At 67.9% G+C, this 11,475-nt stretch carries 10 protein-coding genes; 8 read left to right on the top strand and 2 right to left on the bottom strand.

Going from position 1 to position 11,475, the window contains the following annotated elements:
- Window positions 1-10: 10 nt before the first annotated feature.
- On the bottom strand, window positions 11-913 hold the full coding sequence (locus BMY30_RS09670) for a helix-turn-helix transcriptional regulator (protein ID WP_244516172.1): 903 nt from the start codon (window positions 911-913) through the stop codon (window positions 11-13).
- A 120-nt stretch (window positions 914-1,033) separates the two neighbouring features.
- Between BMY30_RS09670 and BMY30_RS09665 the strand changes: the two genes are divergently transcribed.
- From BMY30_RS09665 to BMY30_RS09655, 3 genes are all read left to right on the top strand, one after another.
- Complete coding sequence (locus tag BMY30_RS09665; RefSeq protein ID WP_089713050.1) at window positions 1,034-1,738, top strand: ABC transporter permease; 705 nt, start codon at window positions 1,034-1,036, stop codon at window positions 1,736-1,738.
- Window positions 1,735-2,460, top strand: a complete 726-nt coding sequence (locus BMY30_RS09660) for an ATP-binding cassette domain-containing protein (RefSeq protein ID WP_089713048.1) — start codon at window positions 1,735-1,737, stop codon at window positions 2,458-2,460. Before BMY30_RS09665 ends, BMY30_RS09660 begins: the two co-directional genes overlap by 4 nt.
- Before the next feature lie 75 nt (window positions 2,461-2,535).
- Window positions 2,536-3,351 (top strand): ABC transporter substrate-binding protein, encoded by an 816-nt coding sequence (locus BMY30_RS09655; protein WP_089713045.1) that lies wholly within the window; start codon window positions 2,536-2,538, stop codon window positions 3,349-3,351.
- Between the two features lie 44 nt (window positions 3,352-3,395).
- Here the strand turns inward: BMY30_RS09655 and BMY30_RS09650 are convergent, their stop codons facing one another.
- Window positions 3,396-4,355, bottom strand: coding sequence for a LysR family transcriptional regulator (locus tag BMY30_RS09650; RefSeq protein WP_089713042.1), 960 nt, complete (start codon window positions 4,353-4,355; stop codon window positions 3,396-3,398).
- A 126-nt stretch (window positions 4,356-4,481) separates the two neighbouring features.
- Between BMY30_RS09650 and BMY30_RS09645 the strand changes: the two genes are divergently transcribed.
- The 5 genes from BMY30_RS09645 to BMY30_RS09625 all read left to right on the top strand — a co-directional run bounded on the left by BMY30_RS09645 (window position 4,482) and on the right by BMY30_RS09625 (window position 11,402).
- A complete protein-coding gene (locus tag BMY30_RS09645; RefSeq protein ID WP_089713039.1) occupies window positions 4,482-5,423 on the top strand; it encodes a sodium-dependent bicarbonate transport family permease in 942 nt (313 codons plus the stop codon).
- Between the two features lie 211 nt (window positions 5,424-5,634).
- On the top strand, window positions 5,635-6,804 hold the full coding sequence (locus BMY30_RS09640; protein ID WP_089713036.1) for an isovaleryl-CoA dehydrogenase: 1,170 nt from the start codon (window positions 5,635-5,637) through the stop codon (window positions 6,802-6,804).
- Window positions 6,805-6,902: 98 nt separating this feature from the next.
- A complete protein-coding gene (locus BMY30_RS09635) occupies window positions 6,903-8,510 on the top strand; it encodes a carboxyl transferase domain-containing protein (RefSeq protein ID WP_089713034.1) in 1,608 nt (535 codons plus the stop codon).
- A gap of 7 nt (window positions 8,511-8,517) precedes the next feature.
- On the top strand, window positions 8,518-9,366 hold the full coding sequence (locus BMY30_RS09630) for an enoyl-CoA hydratase/isomerase family protein (protein WP_089713030.1): 849 nt from the start codon (window positions 8,518-8,520) through the stop codon (window positions 9,364-9,366).
- Window positions 9,363-11,402, top strand: a complete 2,040-nt coding sequence (locus BMY30_RS09625) for an acetyl/propionyl/methylcrotonyl-CoA carboxylase subunit alpha (protein ID WP_089713028.1) — start codon at window positions 9,363-9,365, stop codon at window positions 11,400-11,402. The genes BMY30_RS09630 and BMY30_RS09625 overlap by 4 nt, the downstream gene beginning before the upstream one ends.
- The last annotated feature ends 73 nt before the right edge of the window (window positions 11,403-11,475 follow it).

Here is an 11,475-nt window from a genome sequence, read left to right as displayed (position 1 = left end):
CGGGTGCCATTCAGGCGTTGTAGACCACCCGCCCCAGCTCACTGACCTCGTAGCCGCCCAGCGCTTCTGCGCGCTCGGCGAAGCGTGCCTCCCGAGCGAAGGCCAGCAGCCGTTGGATCGGCGCCTCGAAATAGCTGCGCCGCCGCAGGGCCAGGTCGAAGGCCTCTTCATGCAGCGGCACGAAGGCGAGTCCCTGGCGGCGAGCCGCCGCCTCCACGCCCAGTCCCGCATCCGCCTCGCCCTGGCGGATCGCCAGCGCCAGGTCATCCTCATTGAGCGACGGGTGCTCGGTAAAGTGCAGCCGGGCGGCATCGATATCCACCCGGGCCAGCAGCCATTCCAGCAGACGGTGGGCACCGGCATCCGGCTGGCGATGGGCGAGGCGCACCGCGTCCCCGGCCAGGTCCTCCAGCGACCCGATGCCCAGCGGGTTGTCAGGCGCCAGTAGCAGCCCCTGCCGCCGGGTCGCCCAGCGCACCATCACCAGGTCGCGCATCCCCCCGAGCCCCAGCGCCTCGGGCCGGTTGTAGCCGCCGCTGTGCGCGTCCAGCAGGTGCATGCCCGCCACCATCGCCTCGCCGGACAGCAGGTGTCGCACCCCGTCACCGCTGCCGTGGCAGAGCAGTGCCAGCCCCGCACCGCTCTCGCGCACCGCCCACTCCAGCAGCGGATCCTGGCTGCCCGCCAGCACCACGGGTACGGGCGTGCTGCTCGCCCGGTCACCTTCCAAGTGATTCATCAGCCACAGATCGATGCTCTGGCGAGGGAACAGCAGCTTGCCGGTGACGCGCACGCAGGGCATCGCCCCCTGGCGCACCAGGTCATACACCTTGCGCTCCTTGAGGCGCAGGTAGTCGGCCACCTCCGTGGTGGTCAGATAGGCGTGGGAACCACTCTCCCGATCCATTGCCATCGTGCAAGCCCCCTGTGACGAAACGACTGTCGTTATCCTGCACCGTACTGCATGAATTACTGCGTTGGATGCGCTGCAGAGATTTAACGCACATGATGCAGGAAGACCTAGGAGAGCCCGATGCCCGACGACGCCAATGCCTTCCAGACTGCCCTGGCCCTGATCATGGGGGGTGATCCCGACCTGCTCGGGATCGTGATGCTGTCGCTGCAGGTCTCGCTGACCGCCGTGCTGATCGCCGCCTTGATCGCCCTGCCACTCGGCGCGGCCCTGGCGCTGTGGCAATTTCCCGGCCGCGGGGTGGCCATCGTGATGCTCAATGCGATGATGGGGCTGCCGCCGGTGGTCGCCGGGCTGGCGGTCTACCTGCTGCTATCCCGGGCCGGGCCGCTGGGCGAATTCGGCCTGCTGTTTACCCCCGGCGCCATGGTGATCGCCCAGGTGATCCTGGTGCTGCCGATCATCGCCGCCCTGACACGCCAACAGGTCGAGGAGCTCCATAGCGAGTACCGCGAACAGCTCTCCTCGATGGGGGTGTCGCGGTCGCGGCGCATCCCCACCCTGCTGTGGGATGCGCGCCTCGGGCTGACGACCGTGATGCTGGCCGGCTTCGGCCGCGCCAGCGCCGAGGTCGGGGCGGTAATGATCGTCGGCGGCAACATCGACGGCGTCTCCCGGGTGATGACCACCGCCATCGTTCTCGAAACCAGCAAGGGCAACCTGCCCCTGGCGCTGGGGCTGGGCATCGTGCTGCTCGTGCTGGTCGCCCTGATCAACGCCGCTGCCCACCTGGTGGGCGAAACGGCACAGAGGCGGCTGGGATGAACGACCTCAGGCGGCTACCCGTGACGGCCATTCCTTCGCTCGCCCTCGAGGGCGTCGGCTTCGCCCATCGCGGCCAGACCCTGCTGCAGCCCCTGGACCTGCGCCTCACGGGCTGCCAGCGCACCCTGGTGATGGGTCCCAACGGCGCCGGCAAGAGCCTGCTGATGCGCCTGGCTCACGGCCTGCTCGTTCCTTCCCGTGGCCGAGTGAGCTGGGAAGGCCGCCCGCCCCGCCAGGCAATGGTCTTCCAGCGCCCGGTGCTGCTCAAGCGCTCGGCACTTGCCAACCTCACCTACGCCCTAGCGATCAACGGCACGCCCCGCCGTCGTCGCAAGCTGCTGGCCCGTGAGGCGCTGGAGCGCTTCGGCCTGGCGGCCCTGGAGAAGCGCCCGGCGCGGGTGCTCTCGGGGGGCGAGCAGCAGCGCCTGGCCCTGGCCAGAGCCTGGCTGGCCGAACCCGAAGTGCTGTTCCTCGACGAGCCCACCTCGGCGCTCGACCCCGCCGCCATCCAGGCAGTGGAGGATGCCGTTCTCGACTTCCATCGGCGCGGCACGCGCATCCTGATGACCACCCACGACCTCCAGCAGGCCCGCCGCCTGGCCGACGACATCGTGCTGCTCTACGGCGGGCGGCTGGTCGAGCACAGCCCGGCCAGCGATTTCTTCACGACTCCTGCTTCGGCCGAGGCGCGGGCCTTCATTCGCGGCGAGCTGGTCTGGTAGACCGCTCACGCACCAATCCCCGAAGCCCAAGCCGCAATGAACGCCCAATCCCCAAAGCAAAGAAGGAAGCGCACCATGAAAAAGACCGGGCTCACCCTCGTCGCCGTCGGCCTGACGGGCCTCTCGCTGGGCGCCTCGGCCCAGGACGAGGCCGGCTTCATCACCCTGGCCTCGACGACCTCCACCGAGAACTCGGGGCTCTTCGATGCCATCATACCGCTGTTCACCGACAAGAGCGGGATCAAGGTACGGGTGGTCGCCGTGGGCACCGGCCAGGCCTTCGAGATCGCTCGGCGAGGCGATGCCGACAGCCTGCTGGTCCACGACACTGCCGGCGAGAAACATTTCGTCCAGGAGGGCTACGGCACCGAGCGCGCCGACGTGATGGTCAACGACTTCGTGCTGATCGGCCCCGGCGAGGATCCGGCGGGCCTGAGCGAGGCCGAGACCGTGGAACAGGCCTTCGGCCGCATTGCCGACGCCGAGGCGCCCTTCGCCTCGCGCGGTGACGACAGCGGCACCAACCGCGCCGAGCTGCGCCTCTGGGAGGCCGCCGGGGTCGAGCCGGGTGGCGATTGGTACCGGGAGCTGGGCAGCGGCATGGGCCCGACCCTGAACACCGCCGCCGGCATGGATGCCTACGTGATGGCCGACCGCGCCACCTGGGTCGCCTTCGACAACCCCCAGAACCTTGAGCTGCTGTTCGAGGGCGACGACGCGCTGTTCAATCAGTACGGCAGCGTGCTGATCGACCCCGAGCGCCATCCCCACCTCAAGCATGACCTGGCCGAACAGTGGCATGAGTGGCTGCTCTCCGAGGAAGGCCAGCAGGCCATCGCCGACTTCGAGGTCAAGGGGCAGCAGCTGTTCTTCCCCAACGCCGCCGAATAACCCTCAGGCGTCAAGACTCACAGGGGCCGGCTCCCCAAGCACGCTCAAAGGTCCGGCCCCATTCCTTCCAGCAGGCCCGCCAGTTCGTTGCACAGGAAGCGCGACTCGACGCATTCGTCCAAATGCCCCTCGGCGAAGCGCAACAGTCCCAGCGCTGCATGCGGCAGCCGCCGGTCGCGGCGAACGATGAACTGCCAGTGGCTCTCGATAGGCAACCCCGACACCGGCAGGATGACCAGGTCCGGATGCTCCGGCGGCAGCACATGCTCGGAAAGCACGGCAAGCCCCATCCCCGACGCCACCCCGACCCGGATCGCCTCGTTGCTGGCCATCTGCAGGGTCGGCCCCAGGCTCAGCCCCTGCTCCTGCAGCCAGCTCTCGAAGAGCATCCGCGTGGCCGAACCGGGTTCACGCAGCAGGAAGCGTTCGCCCAGCAGCTCGCTCATCGCCACCCGGTCGCGGCCCGCCAGCGGATGGTCCCGTGGTGCCACGACCACCAGGGGATTGCGCAGGAAGCGGCCGGCCCGGGCATGGGCCAGCGAGGGCGGATGGCTGAACACGTAGAGATCGTCGTCCTGGCGCTCGAAGCGGGTCAATACCTGTCGCCGGTTGCCGATGTGCAGGGTGACGTCCACTTCGGGAAAGGCCCGGCTGTAGGGGCCGAGCAGGCGCGGCAGCACGTACTGGGCGGTATTGACCAGGGCGATGGAGCAACGCCCTCGCTCCCCGCCACGCAGCGAGGCCAGGTAGTCCTCGACGTCATCGAAGCGCCCCAGCACCTCGCGGCTCGCCCGGTAGAGCTCACCGCCCGCCTCGGTGGGCACCAGGCGTCCCTGCCGACTCTTCAGCAGCGGCTCGCCCACCGTCTCGGCCAGGCGGCGCAGCTGCTGGGAAACCGTGGGCTGGGTCAGGTAGAGCCGTCGCGCCGCCTCGCTGACCGAGCCGGCGCGCACCACCGCCACATAGACCTGCAGCAGGCGGAAGGTCAGGTGTCGGATGTTCATCGCCGCGGTGCCTCCAACTAGCCATAGATGATCATCTATGTTGCAGTGCTAAAGAGTTTATTGGAATCAATGCCCATGGCTTCGCAGAATGCGGGGCGCTTTCCTTCCGCTACCCGAGACCTTCCGATGCCCGATATCGTGGTGATGTTCTTCCTGCTCGGCCTGCTCGCCGGGCTGGTGAAGTCCGACCTGACCATTCCCAAGGCCGCCTACGACACCCTGAGCCTGCTGCTGATGCTGACCATTGGCCTCAAGGGCGGCATGGCCCTGCACGGCAACCTGGGCTGGTCGATCGTGCCCGAAATGCTCGCCGTGGCGGCGCTCGGCGCGCTGATCCCGCTGGTGCTGATGCCGGTGTTGCGCCGTCTGGTGCGCCTCTCCCCCGCCGACAGCGCCAGCCTGGCGGCCCACTACGGCTCTGTAAGCGCCGGGACCTTCGCCGTGGCGCTGGCCTTCGCCGAGGGGCGCGGCCTGCCGGTCGGCGCCGAGGTCACCCTCTATCTGGTGATGATGGAACTGCCGGCGATCATGCTGGCCATCGCCCTCTATCGCCGCTACCGGGGCTCGGAGCCCGGTGAGGCGATCAGCGGCCTGTGGCACGAAACGCTGACCAACCGCGGCGTCATCCTGCTGGCCGGCGGCGTGGTGATCGGCACCCTCTATGGCCCGGCCCAGGGGGCCAACGTCACCGACCTGCTCACCGGCGCCTTCCATGCCGTCCTGGCGATCTTCCTGCTCGAAATGGGCCTGACCGCCGCCGAGACCCTGCGCCCACTGCCCTGGCGCCACTGGCGCCTGCTCACCTTCGCCCTCGTCGCCCCGCCGCTGCTGGCCCTGAGCGGGCTGGCCGTCGGCCTGGCGCTGGGCCTGCCCACCGGCTCGCTGCTGATCCTCACCGCGCTCGCCGCCAGTGCTTCCTATATCGCCGCGCCGGCCGCCATGCGCACCGCCATTCCCGAGGCCAACATCGGCCTGGCGATGCTCGCCTCCCTGGGCCTGACCTTCCCGCTCAACGTGATCGTCGGCATTCCGCTCTACCACCAGCTGATCACCTGGCTGGCAAGCTGAGTCACCGCGGGGCAACCGTCTGCCCCGCTTGCTCCTTACTCCTTGCTCCTCACCCTCTTCTACATTCGTCGAAATCGTGAAAAGCTGCACTTTACGTTAACGTCAACCTCGCCTAATCTTGTGCCATCTGCCATCTTGATGGCACCACTCTGCCTGTAGCGCCACCGCTCGAACGGTCGGCGCCTCAACTGACAAGAACAGGAGCCCCGCCATGCACACGCCCTACAAGCCCCTCGATTTCGGCCTCGACGACGAGCTGAACATGCTGCGCGATCACGTCAGCGCCTTCGCCCGCGACGAGATCGCACCGCGCGCCGCCGAGATCGACGAGAAGAACGAATTCCCCAACGACCTCTGGCAGAAGTTCGGCGACATGGGCCTGCTTGGCATCACGGTGCCCGAGGAGGACGGCGGTAGCGGCATGGGCTACCTGGCGCACTGCATCGCCGTGGAGGAGATCTCCCGGGCCAGCGCCTCCGTGGGTCTCTCCTACGGCGCGCACTCCAACCTCTGCGTCAACCAGCTCAAGATCAATGCCAGTGCCGAACAGAAGGCCAAGTACCTGCCCAAGCTGATCAGCGGCGAGCATGTCGGCGCGTTGGCCATGTCGGAGCCGGGCGCCGGCTCCGACGTGGTCTCAATGAAGCTTCGCGCGCGCAAGGATGGCGACAAGTACATCCTCAACGGCAACAAGATGTGGATCACCAACGGCCCGGAAGCCAGCGTGCTGGTGGTCTACGCCAAGACCGACCCGGAAGCCGGCTCCAAGGGCATCACCGCCTTCATCATCGAGAAGGGCATGCCCGGCTTCTCAACCGCCCAGAAGCTCGACAAGCTCGGCATGCGCGGCTCCAACACCTGTGAGCTGGTGTTCGAGGACTGCGAAGTGCCGGAAGAGAACGTCCTGGGTGAGGTGAATCGCGGCGCCAAGGTGCTGATGAGCGGCCTGGACTTCGAGCGTACCGTGCTCGCCGCCGGCCCCATCGGCATCATGCAGGCGGCCCTGGATATCGTGGTGCCCTACATCCACGAGCGTAAGCAGTTCAACCAGTCGATCGGTGAGTTCCAGCTGGTGCAGGGCAAGATCGCCGACATGTACACCACCCTGAATGCCTGCCGCGCCTATCTCTATGCCGTGGCGGCCGGTTGCGACCGCGGCCAGACCTCGCGCAAGGACGCCGCCGGCGTCATCCTCTACTGCGCGGAGAAGGCTACCCAAGTAGCGCTGGACGCCATCCAGCTGCTCGGCGGCAACGGCTACATCAACGAGTACCCGACCGGGCGCCTGCTGCGCGACGCCAAGCTCTACGAGATCGGCGCCGGCACCAGCGAGATCCGCCGCATGCTGATCGGCCGCGAGATCTACAACGAATCTGCATAACCCAAGCCGCAATCTATAAGCTGTAAGCTTTAAGTACCTGCCAAACGGGGTTTTCTTACAGCTTCAAGCTTACGGCTTACAGCTCCCCGGAGGGGTACATGGCAATCCTGAACACCCAGATCAACCCGCGCAGCGACGTCTTCCAGGCCAACGACATCGCCATGCGCCATGAGGTCGGCAAGCTGCGCGAGCTGACCGCGACCATCGCCCAGGGCGGCGGCCAGAAGGCCCGCGAGCGCCACGAGTCCCGCGACAAGCTGTTCGTGCGCGACCGCATCGACCACCTGATCGACGAGGGCTCGCCCTTCCTCGAGTTCTCATCGTTGGCCGCCCACGAGGTCTACGAATCCGCCGTGCCCGCAGCAGGCGTAGTCACCGGCATCGGCCGCGTCTCCGGGGTCGAATGCGTGATCGTCGCCAACGACGCCACCGTCAAGGGCGGCACCTACTTCCCGCTCACCGTGAAGAAGCACTTGCGTGCTCAGGAGATCGCCCGCAAGCACCGCCTGCCATGCATCTACCTGGTCGATTCCGGCGGCGCCTTCCTGCCCCGCCAGGATGAGGTCTTCCCGGATCGCGATCACTTCGGCCGCATCTTCTACAACCAGGCCACCCTCTCCGCCGAGGGCATTCCGCAGATCGCCGTGGTCATGGGCTCGTGCACCGCGGGCGGCGCCTATGTGCCGGCCATGGCCGACGAGTCGATCATCGTCAAGGAACAGGGCACCATCTTCCTGGGCGGCCCGCCGCTGGTGAAGGCCGCGACCGGCGAGAGCATCAGCGCCGAGGACCTTGGCGGCGCCGACGTCCACACCAAGAAGAGCGGCGTGGCCGACCACTACGCCGAGAACGATGCCCACGCCCTGCAGCTGGCCCGCGCCTGCGTGTCGCGCCTCAACTGGCAGAAGCGTGGCCAGCTCAAGATGCAGAAACCCAAGCCGCCGCGCCTCGACCCCAACGAGATCTACGGCATCGTCGGCACCGATCTCAAGAAGCCCTACGACGTGCGCGAAGTGATCGGGCGCATCGTCGACGACTCCGACTTCGACGAGTTCAAGCGCTACTACGGCGACACCCTGGTCACCGGCTTCGCCCATATCCAGGGCTATCCGGTGGGCATCGTCGCCAACAACGGCGTGCTGTTCTCCGAATCCGCGGTCAAGGGCGCGCACTTCATCGAGCTCTGCGCCCAGCGCAAGATCCCCCTGGTGTTTCTGCAGAACATCACCGGCTTTATGGTGGGCTCGAAGTACGAGCACGAGGGCATCGCCAAGCACGGCGCCAAGCTGGTCACCGCGGTGGCCTGCGCCAAGGTGCCCAAGTTCACCGTGCTGATCGGCGGCAGCTTCGGCGCCGGCAACTACGGCATGTGCGGCCGCGCCTATGACCCCAACCTGCTGTTCATGTGGCCCAACTCGCGCATCTCGGTGATGGGCGGCGAACAAGCGGCCGGCGTGCTCTCCCAGGTCAAGCGCGAGCAGATCGAACGCGAGGGCCGCGAGTGGACGCCGGAGGAAGAAGAGGCCTTCAAGGCGCCGACCCGCGATCAGTACGAACACCAGGGCCACCCCTACTATGCCAGCGCCCGGCTGTGGGACGACGGTGTCATCGACCCGCTGCAGACCCGCGAGATCCTCGGCCTGTCGCTGGCCGCCGCCATGAATGCCGAAGTGGAAGAGACCCGCTTCGGCGTGTTCCGGATGTGAGGTCGAGATGACGCAGACATATTCCCGACTGGCGATCGACGACCGCGGCGTGGCCAAGCTGACCCTGGATCGCCCGGACGTCCACAACGCCTTCGACGACAGCCTGATCGCCGAGCTCAATGACCACCTGCTCCAGCTCCACGAGGCCGCCCGGCATGGTGAAGTGCGGGCGGTGGTGCTGGGCTCCGAGGGCAAGAGCTTCTCCGCCGGGGCGGACCTGAACTGGATGAAGCGCATGGTCGAGTACGATTTCGATGACAACCTCGCCGACTCGCGCAAGCTCGCCGCGCTGATGCACGGCCTGGACACCCTACCCTGCCCCACCGTGTGCCGCGTGCAGGGCGCCACCTTCGGCGGCGCCGTGGGCCTGGCCGCCTGCTGCGACCTGGTCATCGCCTCCGAGAAGGCCAAGTTCTGCCTCTCCGAGGTGAAGATCGGCCTCTCGCCGGCGGTGATCAGCCCCTACGTGCAGCGGGCCCTGGGCGAGCGCCAGGCGCGCCGCTACGCGCTGACCGCCGAGGTAATGGACGCTCCCACCGCCCTGGCGCTGGGCCTGGCCCACCGGGTCGTCGCGCATGACGAGCTCGACGACGCCGTGACCGCCATGCTCGATACCCTCTTGGCCGGCTCGCCCCAGGCCCAGCGCGCCACCAAGGCGCTGCTCGCCGAGGTCGCCCGCGCCCCCGACAGCAAGACCACCCGCGAGCATACCTGCCGGGTGATCAGCGAGCTGCGGGTCAGCGCCGAGGGCCAGGAGGGCCTGGCCAGCTTCTTCGAGAAGCGCCGCCCGGCCTGGGTCGAAGAAGGCCCGGCCCGGAACGATAGCGACAACAACGCCGCGGAGCCCCGCTCATGAATCCTGACGTGAATACCTTCGACACCCTGCTGGTCGCCAACCGCGGCGAGATCGCTTGCCGCGTGATGCGCACGGCGCGTGCCATGGGCCTGCGCACCGTCGCCGTCTACTCCGACGCCGATGCCAACGCCCGCCACGTGCGCGAGGCCGACGAGGCCATCCGTCTCGGCCCCGCCGCGGCCCGCGAGAGCTACCTCAAGGTCGAAGCCGTAGTTGAGGCCGCACGCCGCAGCGGCGCCGGCGCCATCCACCCCGGCTATGGCTTCCTCTCCGAGAACGGCGCCTTCGTCGAAGCCCTGGACAAGGCCGGCATCGTCTTCGTCGGCCCCCCCGCCTCGGCTATCGCCGCCATGGGCGACAAGTCCGCCGCCAAGGCGCGCATGGCCAATGCCGGCGTGCCGCTTGTACCGGGCTACCACGGCGACGAGCAGGACGACGCCCTGCTCAAGGCCGAAGCCGACAAGATCGGCTACCCGGTGCTTCTCAAGGCCAGCGCCGGCGGCGGCGGCAAGGGCATGCGCGTGGTGGAGTCTACTGAGGGCTTCCAGGCCGCCCTGGACGGCTGCCGCCGAGAGTCCCAGGCCGCCTTCGGCGATCAGCGCATGCTGATCGAGAAGTACCTGACCCAGCCGCGCCACGTCGAGGTGCAGGTGTTCTGCGACAGCCATGGCAATGGCGTCTACCTCTTCGAGCGCGACTGCTCCGTGCAGCGCCGCCACCAGAAGGTGCTGGAGGAGGCCCCGGCCCCGGGCATGACCGCCGCGCTGCGCCGCGAGATGGGCGAGGCCGCCGTGCGCGCCGCCAAGGAGATCGGCTATGTGGGCGCCGGCACGGTCGAGTTCCTCCTCGACGTCGATGGCTCCTTCTTCTTCATGGAGATGAACACTCGCCTGCAGGTGGAGCACCCGGTCACCGAGATGATCACCGGCCAGGACCTGGTCGAATGGCAGCTGCGCGTGGCCATGGGCGAGGCGCTTCCCCTCACCCAGGACGAGCTGACCATCACCGGCCACAGCTTCGAGGCGCGGCTCTACGCCGAGGACCCCGAGCAGGACTTCCTGCCCGCCACCGGCACCCTGACCCGCTTCGCCATGGACCTGGAAGGCGCCGGCCTGGATCCCGCCAAGGTCCGCCTGGACAGCGGCGTGGAGACTGGCGACGCCGTCTCCATGCATTACGACCCGATGCTCGCCAAGCTGATCGTGCACGGCGATGACCGCGCCCAGGCACTCTCGACCCTCAACCGCGCCCTGGCGGCGCTGGACGTGCAGGGCGTGGTCACCAACCGCGCCTTCCTGCAGCGGCTTGCGACGCATGACGCCTTCCGAAAGGCGGACCTGGACACCCGCTTTATCGAGAAGAACGAGGAGACGCTGTTCGCGCCGCGCCGCTACAGCATCGAGGAGTATGCCGGCGCCGCCCTGGTGGGCCTCAACCAGCTCTCCCGCGAGTGCGAGAGTGACTCCCCCTGGGATCGCCACGACGGCTTCCGCGTCAACGCCCCGCGCACCATTCGCATCTCCCTCTGCGACCCGGCCCATGCCCAGGACGACGACGACTCCGAGGCCGTGGTGGTGGTCGAGGGTACCCGCGAGGACAACAGCGGCCCCTGGCACCTGACCATCGGCGGCGAGACGCTGACCGCGCGCCTCGACCCGCTGGCCGGCGACGCCGTGGCCATGACCCTGGACGGCCACCGCCGCCGCCTGCAGGCGCGCCGCGACGGCAACGTGGTGGTGATGGTCGACCCACGGGGCGAGACCCGTCTCTTCTGGCGGCGCATCGACGCCATCGACCACGGCCACCACGAAGCCGAGTCCACCCTCACCGCGCCCATGCATGGCACCGTTGTCGCCCTGCTGGTCGAGGCCGGTGTGCGCGTCGAGAAAGGAATGCCGCTGATGGTCATGGAAGCCATGAAGATGGAGCACACGATGTCCGCCCCCGCCGACGGCCACGTGGCAAGCTTCCACTTCCAGGCCGGCGACACCGTCGGCCAGGGCGACGTGCTGCTCGAGTTCGCCCCCGACGAGTGACACCTCAGCGCCAAGCTTCAGGCATCCAGCTAAGCGGCGCCGGGGAAAGGTCGTAGAGGGGGTCCTATGCCAT

The sequence above is a fragment of the Halomonas daqiaonensis genome (assembly GCF_900109725.1).
Classification (GTDB): domain Bacteria; phylum Pseudomonadota; class Gammaproteobacteria; order Pseudomonadales; family Halomonadaceae; genus Halomonas; species Halomonas daqiaonensis.
The sequence above is the reverse complement of the archived record's forward strand: the minus strand, read 5'-3'. Positions and strand labels throughout refer to the sequence as shown.

Coding starts and splice junctions, on each gene's coding strand:
- BMY30_RS09655 (WP_089713045.1), top strand. CDS start 2,536: ATGAAAAAGACCGGGCTCACCCTCGTCGCCGTCGGCCTGACGGGCCTC.
- BMY30_RS09665 (WP_089713050.1), top strand. CDS start 1,034: ATGCCCGACGACGCCAATGCCTTCCAGACTGCCCTGGCCCTGATCATG.
- BMY30_RS09650 (WP_089713042.1), bottom strand. CDS start 4,355: ATGAACATCCGACACCTGACCTTCCGCCTGCTGCAGGTCTATGTGGCG.
- BMY30_RS09660 (WP_089713048.1), top strand. CDS start 1,735: ATGAACGACCTCAGGCGGCTACCCGTGACGGCCATTCCTTCGCTCGCC.
- BMY30_RS09625 (WP_089713028.1), top strand. CDS start 9,363: ATGAATCCTGACGTGAATACCTTCGACACCCTGCTGGTCGCCAACCGC.
- BMY30_RS09645 (WP_089713039.1), top strand. CDS start 4,482: ATGCCCGATATCGTGGTGATGTTCTTCCTGCTCGGCCTGCTCGCCGGG.
- BMY30_RS09630 (WP_089713030.1), top strand. CDS start 8,518: ATGACGCAGACATATTCCCGACTGGCGATCGACGACCGCGGCGTGGCC.
- BMY30_RS09670 (WP_244516172.1), bottom strand. CDS start 913: ATGGCAATGGATCGGGAGAGTGGTTCCCACGCCTATCTGACCACCACG.
- BMY30_RS09640 (WP_089713036.1), top strand. CDS start 5,635: ATGCACACGCCCTACAAGCCCCTCGATTTCGGCCTCGACGACGAGCTG.
- BMY30_RS09635 (WP_089713034.1), top strand. CDS start 6,903: ATGGCAATCCTGAACACCCAGATCAACCCGCGCAGCGACGTCTTCCAG.